The organism is Desulfosporosinus acididurans (assembly GCF_001029285.1).
GTDB classification, from domain to species: domain Bacteria; phylum Bacillota; class Desulfitobacteriia; order Desulfitobacteriales; family Desulfitobacteriaceae; genus Desulfosporosinus; species Desulfosporosinus acididurans.
Genome location: NZ_LDZY01000018.1, coordinates 61,989 through 79,299, shown reverse-complemented (window position 1 = coordinate 79,299; position 17,311 = coordinate 61,989). Strand labels below are relative to the sequence as shown.

The window sequence follows — 17,311 nt, the reverse complement described above, 5'->3', positions numbered from 1 at the left end:
TCTTTTTAAGGACAAAAAGAGGAGTACCTCCCCAAAACCTCGAAAAAGTGTAAGCGACCAAACCAACACCGAGAGGTAGATAGGAGTACTCCCAATGTTTAGTATTCGCCAAGAAAGGCTATTTTCCTTGGAGGAAATTTTAGAAATGTCTCCCAAAAAATCATATCCCCTCATTTTCGATACACTTGACATCACCTCGTTGTTGAGAGTTGTTTCCAAAAGAGCAATACTCGGAGCTCCAACAAGACTTAACTATTCTGCCATGATCTACTCCTTATTCATTCGAGTCATCGAACGAATTCCTACGATTAAAGACTTACGAAAACGATTAAAAAATAGCTTGGAATTCCGTTTCAACTGCGGTTTTACGATGGCAGATTCAGTCCCTAGTGAGTCCTCTTATACTCGGATGATTCAAAAAATCCATGTCTCTTCTGCTTTAGGAAACATTCAAAATGAACTAGTCTCTCAGGCGTTTCAAGAAGGCTTCATCGATGGGGATGTTATCGCCATCGATGCTACTCATATTGAAGCGAGAGATCGTAAACCTGAGAAAAAGAAAGAAGAAGAGGCCCCAGTCGAGCAAACCCCCAAAAAACGCGGACGAAAACCGAAAGCGGAACGGGAGAAATGGCTCAAAGAGCAACAGGAACTGGAAGAGAATCGACCCCTCTTTGAGAAGAAAATTGAAGCACAACTTCCTCTTGATTTTAAGGCGATCGAACAGCAAATCCCGCAGATGCCTCACTGGGGAATTAAGAAAAACTCTGAGGGTAAAAACGTCTTTTGGTTCGGCTTCAAGGGTCATCTTCTCGTAGAGTGTAAAAGCCAATATATTTTAAAATCCTTGCTTTCCTCGGGAAATGTCAATGATGGCAAAATGGCGATTCCTCTACTCAAGGCTCTCCATGAACTTCATCCCCAGCTGAAACCTTCCTATTCGCTTTTGGATGCTGGTTACGATTACAGCCCAATTTACCAACAAGCAAAGGCCATAGGATCAAAGGCCCTAATTGATTACAATTCACGAAATGAAGAACTACCAGAAGACAAGGACAAATACTTTCGCCCCAAGTGTCAACAGGGTCATTCTTACCGATATGATAGCTATGATTCCCAATACGACACGTTGAAATATACTCAACCCAAGGAGTGCAAAGAGTGCCCTCTGAAAGAAAGCAACCAGTGTCAAAAAGTATTCAAGGTTAAGGTTTCATCAGACCCCAGAAAATACACCGTTCCGGCCAGAGGAAGTGAGAGCTACTTTGAACTTTATAAACAAAGAACAGCCGTAGAACGTGTTAATGCTTATCTCAAAGAGTACTTTCAGTTAAACAACATTCGCCATCGAGGAAACTTAGCCAAAGTCGATTTCGACTTTTCTATCCTGACATACACTCTCTGCAAATTAGCCGTAGACCGATTGAACAAGTCTAAACGTGTAGCTGCATAAATCTTTAAAAAAATGTTAAAAGAAGAAATTCTGAAGGCCTGAGCTTATACAAATAAACATTATGAAATTGACTCAAATAACGAGTTAAAATATCTAAGACGATATCTTGGCCGCAGATAACTAAGGCTTCTGCTGAGGAATCCTGTTGCTGCACATCTGGCAGCTGTGCAGACACCCCTTTCAGTTTTTGTTTATAACTTTCGATGTCTGCGCCTTCTACTCGGACTTTACGCCCAATATGGTAAGCCTTAAGCTCGCCCCGTTTTATGATTTCATAAACAGTAAATTTAGAAATCTTAAGGATTTTAGCAACTTCTTCGGGAGTGTAAGAAACATCGTTTGGCATTATAAACTGCACCTATCTCTCCTCAAATGTTCTCTGTTACGTATTAACTAAAATTGAATTAAGCATAACGTTCTATCCGGATTGTAAATTTATTATAGCATATCGTAAATTCAAAAAATTACCCTATCGAGTTGTTAATTTCTTTAAGGATGATAAAAGATTATCATAAGAGTACTACGTTTAAGTTTTCTAAGATTGGTAGGGAAGGTTAATTACAAAGGCGGTTCCTTTTCCGGGGGAGCTGGTTACCTTAATTCGGCCATGGTGACATTTAATAATCCAGTCAGCAATAGCCAGACCTAGTCCGGTACCTTCTCTTTGCTGGGAGCGGGCAGGATCGGCGCGATAAAAACGTTCAAAAATTTTTGTCAAATGTTCTTGGGCAATTCCTTCTCCAGTATCGGACACTGTAATTTCGGCATGGGTACCCCAATTTTGCAGACTTAGGGTAACCTGTCCTCCGGGGTGAGTGTATTTAAGGGCATTATCCAAGAGAATAACAATCAGTTGTTTAATTCTGTTTTCATCGCCATAATAATCTGCGGCAGTATTCAGCGAAGCTTCTAAAGAAATGCCGTTCGTTTCAGCCAGCGGTCTAAAGGATTCGAACACTTCATTCAGAGCTGCTTTGAGAGAGAACATTTGCGGGTTTAAGGTTTGCTGCTGGGAATCTGCCCGTGCAAGAAAGAGCAGATCGTCAACTAATTTGGACATGCGACGTATTTCAATCAGGCTGTAGTCTAACCACTTTGACTGGCTGGCCACGGTTTCCTCGGGATTTCCCTTGACAATATCTAAATTAACCTGAACGACGCTCAGAGGGGTTCTCAGCTCGTGAGAGGCATCAGCAACAAACTCCTGTTGGCGCTGCAAGGAACTTTTTATGGGTGCCATCGCTCGATCAGCCATAAATCTGCTGCCGTAGTATGCCAGCCCCAGACAAACAAGTCCGCCTATTGAAAGAGTCAGCAGAAGTTCTTGAAGAATATCTTTATCTCGTTCAAGATCAACAAAGGTAATTACATAGCCTGGACCTTGGTTGAGGGGCATTTTCAAATAGGTGTATGTTTCATCATTGACTTCTACGTCACCTCGGGAATTAGACTTGTGAAATGCCTTATCGAGTAAGGGGGTTAATTGTGCGAGAGGCATGGGGAGGCCAGAAGAAGTATAAGTGACTTTGCCGGAATTATCGGTTTTAATATAAAAGTATTTAGCGAGGTGCTTGTCGTGCTCTCGTGGATTGACGATGGTGCCTGAACCGGCTTTGCCGGCAATAATCTGCATTAATTGCTGGGATTGGTTAATAACTTGAATCCTCATGACAAAAAACGTACCAATGATAAAGATTAGCAAGAGAAAAGCCATGACACCAACATTAATGAGTGTTAATTTAAGCCTCAATTCACGAAACATCGGGACCCTCCTTCAAACAGTAGCCAATCCCTCGTACTGTATCGATTTTTAAGTTTGGCGAATTTAACTTTTTGCGCAGGTAATGGACGTAAATTTCTACGTTATTGGCTTCAACATCCGAATCAAGTCCCCACACGCGGTCAAGTATCTGTTCTTTTGTTATGACTTGTCCGGGGTTACGCATAAAGAGCTCTAAAAGCAAGGATTCTTTCAACGTTAGCTTGATCGTCTGGTTATCTTTCATTAATTCACAATGAAGCGGACGAAAGGTAAAACCACCCAAAACTAGTGTTTCACCTTGAATTTGACCTGGCCTTCTCCCTAAGGCTCTTATTCGCGCCAAAAGTTCGTCTGTTGAAAAAGGCTTGATAAGGTAATCATCCGCACCTGCGTCCAGTCCCTCAATTCTATCTTGAATAGAATCTTTAGCCGTTAATAGCAGAACAGGAGTATGGATGCCTTGATGACGCAGAGATTTTAAGACAGCAACCCCTTCTTTGCGGGGCAGCATTCGGTCAAGGATAATTAAATCGTAAACTCCTGTTTCAGCCATAGTTTGCCCGGTTTCCCCGTCATAGGCGGTGTCTACTCCATACTTATTCTTTTTAAGAATGTAGGCTAAAGCCTCCGAGAGCCTTGGCTCGTCTTCAACTAATAGTAATCTCAAGATTTTCACCACCTTGTTTTAGTTTAAAGGAATTACCTTTAAATTTCCTTAGTTTTTCTGGGTTAGCCCGCATATTATACAACTCGTTTTGGATAAAGTATAGGATAGGTTAGAGTTAGGACTCAATGTCATATTTAAGGAGGCAACTATGCAATTAAAGAAATGGCTGATCAGCGCCGCGATTGTGTTCGTAATGATCTCTCTAACGGGCTGCGCCAAGAATCAGCAACTCTCAACATCAACTCCTCTGCCAACAAGTGCACAACCTATGGAAGGGCATCCGGCGGAAGACTCTGATACGGTCGGAGATAAGGGAAGTCAACAAGCTGTAGAATCTAAAATAAATGATTGGTTGACTAAAAACTACCCCGGCAATTGGAACGTTGTTGGAACTGCTTTAAGTAAGGGGAATTACATTGAGAACGGTCACTATAAACTAGTGGATGGTATAGAAACTCTGTTTCAAGGAACCATGGGCGTCTCAATTTTTGTTGGTGAAGAGAGAATTTCCTCCAGCGTTAAAAAGGGTTCGGAACGCGTCTTGAAAGGTTTTCCGACACCTGAAAAGGTTGGGGAGGTTCTGAAAAGCGGTAAGGCAACAAGTTCCTTGAGCAGCGGTTATCTTAAAGTTTATATTCCTTTTCAAGCCGGAGGTAAAACGGTGGCCGTGTTGACGGTATCAGTCCCACACCAATAGAAGTTTGTATAAATTATATACAATTAAAAACCTCTCAGCTCTTTGGGCAGCGGAGAGGTTTTAACGTTAAAGGACCTTAACGCAGAAATAGCAAAATATTTTGAGAGAATGTTGCCATATCGTCGAAATAACAAGTATGACCGAGATGATCAAAGGTTAATAATTGACTGTTAGGAATCTTGTCTTTGAGAAGTAAGGCATAGTTATAAGGCGCAATTTGATCTTCTTTTCCCCAAACAATAAGGGTCTTGGCTGCTATTTCATTTAATTGTTTTTCATATTGGTCCACGTTAATACTATCAATTAAGGTCAAGGATAAAAGCAGCTCTGGGTACTTAATAGCAAACTTTAAAGAGATTTCTCCGCTGAAGGAGGGTCCAATCAGATGAAAGGCCGGTAGGGTAAGCTGCTTTGAAAACTCAAAAATAAAATCCTCAAAGTTCTTTTCCGTCGAAAGTTTCTCTGATAAACCATAACCTGGAAGATCCAAGGCAAGGACCTTGTGATTTTCTTTTTCAAGTTGATCAAGTAGACTGGATTCCTGCCAGTCTTTGGCGGAAAACCGCTTGCCATGGAGCAAGATAACCCAGCCGCCGGGATTTTCAGCACCGCAAATTAGATAATGAATCATGCTGCCTTGGAAATTGACAAACTTGTCGACAGGAATAGTCATGAGAATAACCTCTTTTCTAAATTATAATGCTTAAGTTTGGTCCTAAAAATAGTTCTACAATTCAACAAAATCTCCTCTAAGTAAGTGAACTCGCTTACGCTAAAGCTGAACATCGGGGCTTCAGATACAATAATGTCCAGTGGACATTATTGCCGAGCCACCTTTCCCAATGGAATACTTAGCGGCGAAGGAGGACTCTACCCCACCTGAAGTTAACGAGGGACCCACCCCCACTTACAGAAGTGGGGTCTTAAAAACTGGATAAAAGAGCCTATAGTAATAGTCTTAATATTTATGTTTTATGGATTAAACATACTTCAAATCGCCGGTTAGGCGATTATTTTTTTCCCTGGATTAAGCTAAGGGTTTAAGCCATCGCAAAAGTGCAATACGAATCATAGAATACAGTATAAATTCACAAGTCAGGTTCTCTTTATTAGGTGGTAAAAATAAAACCTGAAAAGAGGGATCCCAATGATCTGGGAATTAACATTTATGTTAATAGCTGCTGGCATTGTATTATTTATCGATTATATGACAAGAAACGATTAGATAGATTTCAGCGTACCTTTTGGCCAAAAATCACATTTAAAAATGGGCTGGAGAGGTTTTTGATTTCTAACCAAACAGGTCAGACAGGAATAGTTTACTTTTGAAACTTAAATTGAATATTTAAGCCGCATTTAGTTTTATTTACATACAGAGATTCTTAAACCAGTGGCTCAAAACTCAAAATCAATAACTAAGGAACTGTTATATCAGAGTAAGCGGTTTGCTAAATTTAGTAGATTATTAGGTTTCAAGAAAGTATTTTTAACGATTAATTGTGAGTTGGCATGGTTTTTGTAATGGAAATGACTGAACAGATTTTTTAGTTAGTAAAGAGGGGGGAGCAGCTGACAGAGCTTAATCTAAAACAATTTAGGAGGTAGTGGAATTGGCGTTCGAAACAATTCTCGTGGAAATCGAAGAAGGGATTGCAACCATCACTTTAAATCGCCGGGATGTGCTGAATGCTTTAAACAGTCAGGTTTTTACTGAGTTGGCCGAGGCAGCCGAAAATTTGGCTGTTGATGATTCAGTTCGAGCAGTCATCATTACCGGCGGTGACAAAGTATTTGCGGCCGGGGCAGATATTAAGCAGATGGCCTTACTTGGTGCTGTTGATGTTGCTATAGGTCTCAGGCCATCAAAGATAGCCTTTGAGCGGCTGGAGAACATGCCTAAGCCGGTCATTGCAGCTATTAATGGTTATGCTCTTGGCGGCGGGTGTGAATTGACCTTGGCAGCTGATGTTCGTGTTGCCGCTGATAACGCTCAATTTGGTCTGCCGGAGATTAAGTTGGGGATTTTACCCGGCGGAGGAGGGACTCAGCGTCTCCCGCGCTTAATCGGAGCCGGTAAGGCGAAAGAATTAATCTTTACCGGGGATCTAATTAACGCGGAGGAGGCTTTAAGGGTTGGCCTTGTGAATAAAGTGGTCCCCGCAGATCAGGTTTTGGCAGAAGCCAAGAAAATGGCTAAGAAATTTGTTTCCAGAGGATCTGTGGCCTTAAGTCTGGCGAAAGCGTGTATTAATGAAGGACAGCGCATGGACTTAGAAATGGGTTTAGAGTATGAACATAAATGCTTTAGTTTATTGTTTGCTACTGAGGACCAAAAAGAGGGTATGAAGGCTTTTGTCGAAAAACGAAAACCAAACTTTCAAGGGAAATAATAAGTTTATCCAGTTTTGATGAGGAGATGATCTAATTGAAATTAGAAGACATTAAAACGATCTGTGTAGTTGGAGCAGGCAACATGGGCCATCAGATTGCCCTGTGCTGTGCTTTAGCCGGTTATAACGTTGCCTGCACGGATATAAGTCAAGATATGTTGGACAAAGCAGAGGTCTTTGCCAAATCCTATTTGCCAGAACGGGTGAGTAAAGGGAAATTAACGCAGGAGCAGGCAGACAATGCTTTGGCGAAGCTGAAGTTTACTGCGAGTTTAGAAGAAGCTGCCGGAAAGGCTGATTATGTTATTGAGGCAGCTGTGGAAAAAATGGATATCAAGCGGAAACTCTTTACTGATTTAGATCGAATTGCTCCGCCGCAGGCGATTCTTGCCACGAATAGTTCCTATATTGTCAGTTCAAAGATTGCTGATGCCACGGAGCGTCCCGATAAAGTTTGCAACATGCATTTCTTCAATCCGGCTTTAGTTATGAAACTCGTGGAGGTTGTTCAAGGACCTCATACTTCTGCCGAAACTGCTCAAATCACCATGGACTTAACTGCTAAACTAGGCAAGATTGGTGTTTGGCTTAAGAAAGAAATTTATGGTTTTCTGGTCAATCGGATATTATCGGCTTTAGCGCAAGAGGCGATATTCCTCGCTGACATGGGAATCGCCACTCCCCAAGAGATTGACCTTGCAGTGACGAATGCCTTGGGTCATCCTCTGGGGCCTTTCCGTTTAATGGATCTAACTGGAATTGATTTGAGCTATTATATTAGTATGGAGCGTTTTCAAGCAACTGGTGATCCGGCCGATCGTCCTTCCCCTATCATTGTAGAAAAGTATATCAAGAAAGAATGGGGCCGCAAAACGGGTAAAGGGTTTTATGAGTATTCCTGAAAAGTAAGCGCTGGCCTTCTTCTCGGTAAAATGATATTGAAAATAATGATAATGATTTAGGGAGCTTGAGCAAAAGCTCCCCTTTTGTTCTGAACAAAATATTTTGACTATTTAAAATTATTGCTTTACTTCATTTGTTTTGATTCTATATAATAATGCTAAACGATGGATAACAAGTGGGGGATAAACATGAGTACCGGAGTCCATGCTGTCACAAGCAGTAATTTTCCGCAGTGGAATCGAGACCTTTTATTCCGGATTATGGACAACATTCATGATGTAGTACTTGTTATTGATACGGATACGACCATAGTCTACGCGAACGAAGCTTATGCGAAGATACTGGGGGTGCCTGTAGAAAAAGTGTTAGGACGCAGGTTGGATCAGATCGAACCTAAGGCCGAAGCGATAACGTTAATGCGCAGCGGAAAGTCCTGTCATATGGGGAGGGACTATTTGGACTCGCTCGGAATTGATGTTATAGGAAGTTCCTTCCTTTTAAACGATGGCCAGAGAATCATGGGCTGTGTTTCGATCTTTAAAAACATTTCCGAAGTCATAGAATTGAGCCGCGAGTTGGAGCAGACAAGAGGTCTGGCCGATTATTTAAAAGAGCAATTAGAACAATGGGAGCAACTGCCTCTATCCTTCAAAGAATATGTAGGACAGAACAGCTCTTTAAAAGAAACCTTAGTCTTAGCAGCCAAGGTTGCCAAAACAGACAGTACCGTACTAATTCGAGGAGAAAGTGGTGTCGGTAAAGAGGTCTTAGCCAAGGCGGTACATAACAGCAGCCGAAGAAAAGATAAGCCGTTAATTAAAGTAAATTGTGCTGCGATACCGGACAATTTGATTGAAAGTGAACTCTTTGGATATGAAGATGGCGCTTTTACGGGCGCAAAAAAGGGAGGAAAGCTCGGTAAGTTCGAGTTGGCTCATAGCGGTACTATATTCTTGGATGAAATCGGTGATATGAGTATTACCATGCAGGCTAAATTATTGCGTGTCCTGCAGGAAAAAGAGTTCGAGCGGATAGGCGGAACTAAAACGATTAAAGTTGATATCCGAGTGATTGCCGCGACAAATCGGGATTTGGAAAGCATGATTCAAGAAGGCACTTTCCGGCGGGATTTGTATTATCGTTTAAATATTGTTCCTCTTAATCTTGTTCCGCTAAGAGAACGAAAGGATGACATTGTAGCTTTAGCTAAAACCTTTCTGAATCGGTTTGCTTGTGAAGTAGGCCGTGAATTAACGCTTTCTTCTCAAGTTCTGAGGTTTTTTCAGGAATATGACTGGCCGGGCAACATTCGTGAAATGCAAAATGTACTCGAACACGCAAGTATTGTTTGCAGCGGTACAACTATAGAAATGTATCATTTGCCGAAACAAATTCTCCACCTTAATGATGACCAGTTAAGCGCCAAGAATAAGTCCCAAACAGTAAAGGAAATTGTAGCGGCCTTGGAAAAAGAACTAATTCTTTCGGCCTTAGCAGCCAATAAGAATAATCGAACGAAAGCAATGAAAGACTTAGGATTTTCTCGGCGAGTATTTTACGATAAATTACATCGTTATGGGATTAACTGAGCGGGATGACTATTAAAAATGTATTGTACGTTTTACGCACTATAGGTTTGGGAAGGAACTATTTTTTGTTTCAAATTCATACACGTTTTGGTGAGTCTTCTAAGATCATGCGCTCTTTAGAAGGCTTTTTTTATCCGGTTTTTAAGCCTCCCGCTTCTATAAGTGGGGGTGGTTCAGTTCACTTGGCATGGATATTGCTTATTAAACTATTAAGAATATTTAATTTTTTTAGAAAAGGAAGTGTAAACCCAGCTTTGGTCAAAAAATAATCAATATCAGAAGTCATTGATGGTACTACTATTTTGTGGAAAGGGTGAGTTATCTTGGCGAGTAATTTTATTTACAGCAATAAGGATCATAAATTTATTATCAAAGAGTGGTTGGACGGAAAAAAGATTCTAGGCTTAAAACGCTATCGAGATTATCTTTCCATTGAGGATGTCGATGGAATCCTCGATCAATCCCTGAAAGTGTGTAAAGACGTGGTAGCTCCCACAAATGATGATGGTGATACGATTGGGGCAAGATTTAACGATGGGAAAGTGACTGTTCCACCCTCGTTTCACAAGGCCTTCAGATTCCTCCATGACAACGGATGGGGTGCCAGTAACAATGATGTGGATGGTGAGGGAGCTCTTCCGGAAATCCTTAATCAATCTGTTCGTGAATATATTATCGGGGCTAATCCGTCCATGTCCCCCTATATTGGCTTAAGCGGCGGTATTGCGGCTGTAATCAAGACTTTTGGGTCTAAGGAACAAATCGCTCTTTATACACCAAAAATGTTTGCGGGAATCTGGGAAGGTACAATGTGCTTGACTGAACCCGGAGGCGGTTCTGACGTGGGGGATATGACATCCAAAGCGTATCCCACTGATGATCCTCTAGTTTATAAAATTAAGGGCACTAAATGTTTTATTACCGGAGGAGATCATGATCTAACGGAAAACATAATTCATCTGGTACTGGCCCGTGTTGATGGAGCTGCTCCCGGTACCAAAGGTTTGTCCTTATTTATCGTTCCTAAAATTTGGGTCAATGAAGACGGAAGTTTAGGTGACCCCAATGACGTCGCTACCGTGGGGATTGAACATAAAATGGGTCTTAAAGGTTCGGCGACAGCAGTACTCAGTTTTGGCGAAGAAGGTAATTGCCGAGGTATTCTGTTGGGCAGTGCTCCTGATGAAAAAGGGGTTGGCCAAGGTATGGCGCAAATGTTCATGATGATCAATGGATCCCGGATGGATACCGGGCATAGTGCTCTGGCTGTGGCGACAGTAGCCTATAACAATGCCGTTAATTATGCCAGAGAGCGCATTCAGGGGCGTCCCATTACCAATCCCAAAGGTGATCGCGTACCCATCATTCAACACGAAGATATTCGGCGTATGTTATTAACTCAGAAGGCGACCTTGGAAGCTATGCGGGCCATGATCTTTAAGGGCTATTATTATCTGGATTTAATCCAACATGGGGATGATCCTGAGGATATCCGTAAAGCTAAACGTTCGATTGAAGTTATTACGCCTTTGGTTAAGGCATACTGTTCAGATCAAGGGTGGCTGATGATTACCGAAGCCATTCAAGTCTTAGGCGGCTATGGCTATACCGAAGAGTATCCTGTTGCGCGTCAAGCCAGAGACGTAAAGATTTATTCGATTTGGGAAGGTACTAATTTTATCCAATCCATGGATCTTGTAGGACGCAAATGGAGACTAGACAATGGCAATATTTTTAAAGAGTGGATGATGGAGTTGGCGGCATTTGTCCAGACCAACCAAAATCATAGTACCTTTGCCCACGAATTTGCAGTTTTAGGAAAAGCGTTAATGTCTTATCAAGATCTTGTGGGCACCATGCTGGGTTATTTCAAGGAAGACATCAGGCTGGTTCCTCTCTATAGCACGAGAATTTTGCGCATTACGGCTGAAGTATACGGAGGCTGCCTGCTAATGCAGCAGGCATTAGTTGCTCAAGAAAAGCTTGCTCAAAAAACTGCTGATCAGGACTTCTATAAGGGAAAAATTCAGGCGGCGAAATTTTACGTTCTTAATATCGTGCCCGACGTGGCGGCGACAGTGCGAATTATTAAGGAAGCTGATACTTCGGCTATGGATATCCCAGAAGCAGCCTTTTAAAGTTAGTTAACAGAAACGAGAGGAGGATATAAATGCAGATTTATAAAGTTGCGGTAATCGGGTCAGGCGTGATGGGAAGCACTATCGCCGCCCATTTAGCCAATGCCGGGATACCAAGTCTGTTGTTGGATATTGTCCCGTCAAAGCTTTCGGCCAAAGAAGAAGCGGCTGGATTAACTCTTGAGGACAAAAAGGTTAGAAATAGTATCGCAGAACAAAATAAAGCCAAACTGCTGAAGATGAATCCTGCCCCGCTCCTGGTTCCGGAGTTTGCAGAACGAATTGAGGTTGGCAACATAAGCGATGATTTAGGACGTTTAAGCGAGGTTGATTGGGTCATTGAGGTTGTCGTAGAACGGCTCGATGTTAAGAAGGATCTCTTTAAGAAGATAGCTGCTGTTGCTCGTCCAGGGACGATTGTTACGTCAAACACCTCAGGGATCTCACTTAAAGACATGGTGGAAGGGCTTCCGGAAAGCTTTACACGATATTTCTGCGGCACCCATTTCTTTAACCCGCCGCGGTATATGAAACTTTTGGAGATTATTCCAGGACCCAATACCGAACCACTTGTGATTGCTTATATGAAAGAGTTTGGCGAGCGTGTTTTAGGTAAAGGTGTGGTTATGTGCAAAGACACGCCTAATTTCATAGCTAATCGCATTGGAGCCATCGGCTCACCTGTGTTGCTGAAAGAGATGCTTCGTTTAGGACTAACTGTTGAAGAAGTGGATGCTTTAACAGGACCCGTTATGGGACGTCCCAAGAGCGCTTCCTTTCGTTTAATAGATCTCGTCGGCCTGGATATCTTTATTCATTCCAACAATAATGTTGCCAATGGTGTTCCGGAGGAGAAGGCTGACTTTGTTTTGCCTGAGTTTGTCTTCACGATGCAGAAAAACGGCTGGTTAGGCGATAAAACGAAGCAAGGCTTTTATAAAAAATCCAGAGGCCCTCAAGGTAATGTTATAGAAGTTCTAGATATCAAAACCATGACCTATGGTCCGCCCAAAAAAGTATCGTTTCCTTGTTTGGACAAAGCAAAAGCGGCAAGAAACCTGCGCGAGAAGCTTCGTACATTAGTCAGCGGAGATGACGTCGGCTCCGAGTTTGCTTGGAATGTTTTAAAACCAACTCTTCTCTATGCCGCTAATTTAGTTAAAGACATTGCTGAGGATATCACCGGTATCGACGAGGGCATGCGCTGGGGCTATAACTGGGAAATGGGACCATTTGAACTTTGGGATGCTCTCGGTGTTAAAGCTACGGCAGACCGCATTGTTGCTGAAGGCAGTAAATTGCCTGCAATAGTGGAAGAATTGCTCTCGAAAGGATATGAGAGCTTTTATGGTAAAACGGAAGCTGGAGAGACCACCTATTATGACAACGGTGTCTACCGTCAAAAAGTAGTCAGCAGTTATTCCTTCTCCCTGAAGCAAGCTTACAAGACAGGCAAAGTTATTATGGGCAATGCCGGTGCAAGCTTAATAGATTTGAACGATGGGGTTGCTTGCTTGGAATTTCATTCTCCGAACAATTCTATAACCACAGATGTTGTGGAGATGATTTATAAGTCATTAGAAGAGGTTGAGAAAAATTACGCAGGGATGGTTATTGGCAACCAAGGTAAAAATTTCTGCGTGGGTGCTAATCTTATGGATATTCTTCGCGAAGCAGAGAAAGGTAACTGGTCGGATCTGGATCAGGGCATTCGTCAATTACAAAATGCGACAATGGCGTTGAAATATGCGAAAAAACCTGTTGTAGCAGCTCCCTTCGGTATGACTCTTGGCGGCGGAGCGGAGATATGTCTGCACTCTCATGCTCTTCAGGCTTCTTCGGAAACCTATATAGGTCTTGTCGAAGTTGGGGTCGGTTTAATTCCTGCCGGAGGCGGAACCAAGGAAATGGCTGTCCGGGCGATGGAAGGAGTTTTGCCGGGAGTTCAAACTATTCCAGACTATTTCTTTGCCAAACGTTTTGAAGTGATAGCTATGGCTCAGGTCTCGACAAGTGCGGAAAAGGCTCGGCAACTCGGTTTTTTGCGTGACCACGATCGTTACAGCATGAACCCGGAACATATCCTTATGGATGCTAAAGCACGGGTCATTGACCTGGCACTCAACTTCAGACCTAATTTGCCGACGAAGGTGAAAATTGCGGGGGCCGGTGTTCGCGGCACTTTGGAACTGGCAATGTATGGAATGCTTGAAGGGCGTTACATCTCCGAATATGACCGGCATCTAGGCAACAAATTGGCTTATGCTATCACCGGAGGAGACCGTCCGGCAGGTATGCTCGTTGATGAGCAATATCTTTTAGATCTGGAACGTGAAGCCTTTTTAAGTTTGCTTGGGGAAGCGAAGACTTTAGATCGCATCCGCCATATGCTCACTAAAGGCAAGCCATTACGGAATTAGGGGGGAAAACAATGCAAGAAGCGTACATCATACAAGCGAAACGCACTGCGGTTGGAAAATCGGCCAGGGGTGCCTTAGCACAGGTTCGACCGGATGATTTAGGAGCTTATGTAATACAAGATGTTCTTCAGACTATTCCTGACCTTAATAGGGAGGAGATCGACGATCTTGTCCTGGGCTGCTCTTTCCCAGAAGGTGAGCAGGGGATGAACATGGCCAGAATTATGATCCGGCGTGCAGGTCTTCCCATTGAGGTTCCGGGTGTGACCATCAATCGTTTTTGTTCATCAGGGCTTCAGGCGATTTCCATGGCGGCAGACAGGATTCGATTGGGTGAAGCGGATGTGATGCTTGCAGGCGGAGCAGAGAGTATGTCTTTGGTTCCCATGGGCGGAAGTAAACCGGCTCCAAATCCGTTTATGCTCGTAAATGCCCCGGAAGTATATCTCTCCATGGGGATTACCGCTGAGAATGTGGCTAAAAAATATGACGTCACCCGCGAGCAGCAGGATGTTTTCGCGGCACGAAGCCATCAAAAAGCTTGGGCAGCTCAAAGCAGCGGACGCTATGATGATGAGATTGTCCCGATTCCTCTGCCGACTTGGGGAAAACCGGGTGAGAAATGGTTCACTAAAGATGAGGGTATTCGTCCGGAGACCACAGTAGAAACTTTGGCAAAGCTCCGGCCCGCGTTTAAAAACGGTGGTTCAGTCACGGCAGGGAATTCCTCCCAGACGAGTGACGGGGCGGCAATAACTCTGTTGATGTCCGAACAGAAAGTGAAAACTCTTGGCCTAAAACCTTTAGCCGTTTGGCGTGGGTTTGCGGTTGCTGGAGTGGAACCTGAACTGATGGGAATCGGTCCGCTCAAGGCTATCCCTAAGGTACTTAAGCAAGTCGGCTTAAAGCTGGAGGATATCGATCTCTTTGAGTTAAATGAAGCCTTTGCTTCTCAATCGCTGGCGGTCATTAAGACGCTGGACATTGACCCGGAAAAAGTGAATCCCAATGGCGGTGCCATAGCTTTAGGGCATCCTCTGGGCTGTACCGGGGCCAAGCTAACTGCGACCTTACTTCATGAGATGATTAAACGGAAGAATAAGTATGGAATGGTCACAATGTGCATTGGCGGCGGTATGGGAGCGGCAGGGGTCTACGAATTATTGTAAATGCCTGGCGGGCGCTGCCAGTGAAGTTCAATGAATTAGGAGGAAGAAGATGTCCGCAGCAGTTAAAGAATATCAAAGTAAGCTCGTTTCCCCGGAAAAAGCAGTAAGTGGTGTTAAGAGCGGGGATTGGATCGGTTATTCCTATGCAGCTAATACACTGCCTGTCTTAGATCGGGCTTTAGCTGCACGAACCCCTGAACTATATGATATTCAATTATTAGGCGGAGTTACAATGCGTCCCCATGCTTTTGTAAAAGCTGATCCCAAAGGGGAGCATTTTAATTGGAATTGTACACATTTTAGCGCAATTGACCGGAAGTATTATGACATGGGGAGAGCCTATTATATTCCGCTCAAGTATTCAGAAGTTCCGCGCTATGTTCTTGAAAATGTGCGCATGGACATCGCTATGATTCAAGTCAGCCCTATGGATAAACACGGATTTTTCAACTTAGGGCCAACAATCTCTCATTACTGGGCAAATGCGCGCAAAGCCAAAGTTATTATTGTGGAAGTTAACGAAGATATGCCAATCGCTCATGGAGGGTATGGCCATTATCTTCATGTTTCCGATGTTGATTATATTGTTGAAGGCGGTCATACCGGCATGCCTCAGGTTCCCTCCGAAGATCCCGGTGAAATTGACCATCAAATAGCAAACTACGTTCTGGAGAATATTAGAGATGGTGATTGCCTGCAGCTGGGAATCGGTACTATGCCTAATGCCTTAGGGCAGCTGATTGCTAAGTCTGATTTAAAAGATTTAGGAGTCCATACAGAAATGTTGGTTGATAGTTTTGTGGATTTAGTAGAAGCCGGCCGAATTTCCGGACGAAAAAAACAAGTTGATCCCGGCCGGATCGTTTACACCTTTGCCGCCGGAACGCAAAAGCTTTATGATTTTATTGATGATAATCCACAGGTTGCAGGTTATCCGGTAGATTATGTCAATGAACGGGATATTGCCAGCCGCAATGACAATTTGGTTTCAATTAATAATGCTCTGGAAATCGATCTTTCTGGGCAAGTATGTTCGGAAACTATCGGCCCGCGTATGATTAGCGGAGCCGGCGGCCAATTAGACTTTGTTGATGCGGCTTATCATTCCAAAGGCGGAAGAAGTTTTATATGTATGGCTTCAACCTATACCGATGCGAAAGGGAAAATGCATTCTCGGATTAATCCTCTTTTGACAACAGGAGCGGTGGTAACAGATACACGTCCTGTGGTTCAATATATTGTCACAGAGTATGGCATTGTTAACCTCAAAGGGCAAACGACCTGGCAGCGGGCTGAACGTTTGATTAGCCTTGCCCATCCGGATTTTCGTGAAGATTTAATCCGTGAAGCACAAGCCTTAAATATCTGGAGAAGAAGCAATAAAGAGATTTAAGGCAGGAATATCAGGAGAATATGAATAGAAGTCTGGATCAATTACTTCTAATTGAATTATCAGTACGTGTTGTAATTAGAATCTCTTAAACAGTAAGGCAATCAGTAATTCAAATAGTAAATGTTTTAATTATAATTTCCTAAAAGGGGCGTAGGGAACATAGGTTTTGCTACGCCTTTCTTTATCAAATCGAAATACTCCCTCTTTTACAAGTGGGAGTGGTTCCCATACCTTGCTTTGGTGGGGATAGATTCTCCAACCGAAGCCCCTATGTTCGATCTCGACAGGGTTCTTAACGGTTTCCAACGTTATGAGAATTACGGCTGATATCAATCAGTTTAAGTACTCCCCAAGCCAGAACTGCATAGACAATCATTGCAATAATGGTTGATGATTCCAGCACTGACTGAGTTTCCAAACCCTTTGTGACAGCCGAAGGGAAAATTCCGGAAAATGGTGCTAAGAACACTTGAGTTACTGCATAGATGAGAGAAACAAAAGGACTAAGTGGATTAGCTCCGAGAAGTTTAAAGATAAGGCGAAAGGTGAATAAGACTTCGAGAACCCCTAAAACATAATAGACAATTTGTTTGGCTTTAAGATGTTCCGATCCCGTTTTTTTGGCAGTACTTTCGTCCATTTTTAGGCCTCCTTATGTTACGACAAGTTTATCTTCTAGCATGTACATATTTAGGCATTTTGATGAGCAAACTTTGTATAACAATTAAAA

14 protein-coding genes and 1 pseudogene are annotated in these 17,311 nt (G+C 42.9%); 10 read left to right on the top strand and 5 right to left on the bottom strand.

The window, feature by feature from the left end:
* Window positions 1-94: 94 nt before the first annotated feature.
* Window positions 95-1,453 (top strand): IS1182 family transposase, encoded by a 1,359-nt coding sequence (locus tag DEAC_RS19940; RefSeq protein ID WP_047811840.1) that lies wholly within the window; start codon window positions 95-97, stop codon window positions 1,451-1,453.
* 67 nt (window positions 1,454-1,520) lie between these two features.
* On the opposite strand, the pseudogene DEAC_RS19935 reads toward DEAC_RS19940, so the two are convergent.
* The 3 genes and pseudogenes from DEAC_RS19935 to DEAC_RS19925 form a co-directional block, all read right to left on the bottom strand.
* A pseudogene (locus tag DEAC_RS19935) lies at window positions 1,521-1,799 on the bottom strand (helix-turn-helix domain-containing protein); the annotation flags it as partial.
* 189 nt (window positions 1,800-1,988) lie between these two features.
* Window positions 1,989-3,215 (bottom strand): sensor histidine kinase, encoded by a 1,227-nt coding sequence (locus DEAC_RS19930; RefSeq protein ID WP_047811839.1) that lies wholly within the window; start codon window positions 3,213-3,215, stop codon window positions 1,989-1,991.
* Window positions 3,205-3,882, bottom strand: coding sequence for a response regulator transcription factor (locus tag DEAC_RS19925; RefSeq protein WP_047811838.1), 678 nt, complete (start codon window positions 3,880-3,882; stop codon window positions 3,205-3,207). The genes DEAC_RS19930 and DEAC_RS19925 overlap by 11 nt, the downstream gene beginning before the upstream one ends.
* A 148-nt stretch (window positions 3,883-4,030) precedes the next feature.
* On the opposite strand from DEAC_RS19925, the gene DEAC_RS19920 reads away from it, so the two are divergent.
* Window positions 4,031-4,579: a cache domain-containing protein gene (locus tag DEAC_RS19920; protein ID WP_047811837.1), complete on the top strand. Its 549-nt coding sequence runs from the start codon at window positions 4,031-4,033 to the stop codon at window positions 4,577-4,579.
* Window positions 4,580-4,655: 76 nt separating this feature from the next.
* Here DEAC_RS19920 and DEAC_RS19915 read toward each other — a convergent pair whose 3' ends face one another.
* Entirely contained in the window at window positions 4,656-5,252 is a 597-nt protein-coding gene (locus tag DEAC_RS19915; RefSeq protein ID WP_047811836.1) for an alpha/beta fold hydrolase, read from the bottom strand.
* A gap of 937 nt (window positions 5,253-6,189) precedes the next feature.
* Between DEAC_RS19915 and DEAC_RS19910 the strand changes: the two genes are divergently transcribed.
* The 8 genes from DEAC_RS19910 (at window position 6,190) to DEAC_RS19875 (ending at window position 16,581) form a co-directional block, all read left to right on the top strand.
* Window positions 6,190-6,969, top strand: coding sequence for an enoyl-CoA hydratase/isomerase family protein (locus DEAC_RS19910; RefSeq protein ID WP_047811835.1), 780 nt, complete (start codon window positions 6,190-6,192; stop codon window positions 6,967-6,969).
* A gap of 35 nt (window positions 6,970-7,004) precedes the next feature.
* Window positions 7,005-7,871 (top strand): 3-hydroxyacyl-CoA dehydrogenase family protein, encoded by an 867-nt coding sequence (locus tag DEAC_RS19905; protein WP_047811834.1) that lies wholly within the window; start codon window positions 7,005-7,007, stop codon window positions 7,869-7,871.
* Between the two features lie 189 nt (window positions 7,872-8,060).
* On the top strand, window positions 8,061-9,461 hold the full coding sequence (locus tag DEAC_RS19900) for a sigma-54 interaction domain-containing protein (protein ID WP_047811833.1): 1,401 nt from the start codon (window positions 8,061-8,063) through the stop codon (window positions 9,459-9,461).
* A 65-nt stretch (window positions 9,462-9,526) separates the two neighbouring features.
* On the top strand, window positions 9,527-9,730 hold the full coding sequence (locus DEAC_RS19895; protein WP_047811832.1) for a hypothetical protein: 204 nt from the start codon (window positions 9,527-9,529) through the stop codon (window positions 9,728-9,730).
* A gap of 54 nt (window positions 9,731-9,784) precedes the next feature.
* Window positions 9,785-11,599, top strand: coding sequence for an acyl-CoA dehydrogenase family protein (locus DEAC_RS19890; RefSeq protein WP_047811831.1), 1,815 nt, complete (start codon window positions 9,785-9,787; stop codon window positions 11,597-11,599).
* A 32-nt stretch (window positions 11,600-11,631) separates the two neighbouring features.
* Window positions 11,632-14,019 (top strand): 3-hydroxyacyl-CoA dehydrogenase/enoyl-CoA hydratase family protein, encoded by a 2,388-nt coding sequence (locus tag DEAC_RS19885; protein ID WP_047811830.1) that lies wholly within the window; start codon window positions 11,632-11,634, stop codon window positions 14,017-14,019.
* An 11-nt stretch (window positions 14,020-14,030) separates the two neighbouring features.
* A complete protein-coding gene (locus tag DEAC_RS19880; RefSeq protein WP_047811829.1) occupies window positions 14,031-15,188 on the top strand; it encodes a thiolase family protein in 1,158 nt (385 codons plus the stop codon).
* Between the two features lie 49 nt (window positions 15,189-15,237).
* Window positions 15,238-16,581 (top strand): acetyl-CoA hydrolase/transferase family protein, encoded by a 1,344-nt coding sequence (locus DEAC_RS19875; protein ID WP_047811828.1) that lies wholly within the window; start codon window positions 15,238-15,240, stop codon window positions 16,579-16,581.
* 292 nt (window positions 16,582-16,873) lie between these two features.
* Here the strand turns inward: DEAC_RS19875 and DEAC_RS19870 are convergent, their stop codons facing one another.
* Entirely contained in the window at window positions 16,874-17,221 is a 348-nt protein-coding gene (locus DEAC_RS19870; RefSeq protein ID WP_047811827.1) for a YggT family protein, read from the bottom strand.
* Window positions 17,222-17,311: the final 90 nt, after the last annotated feature.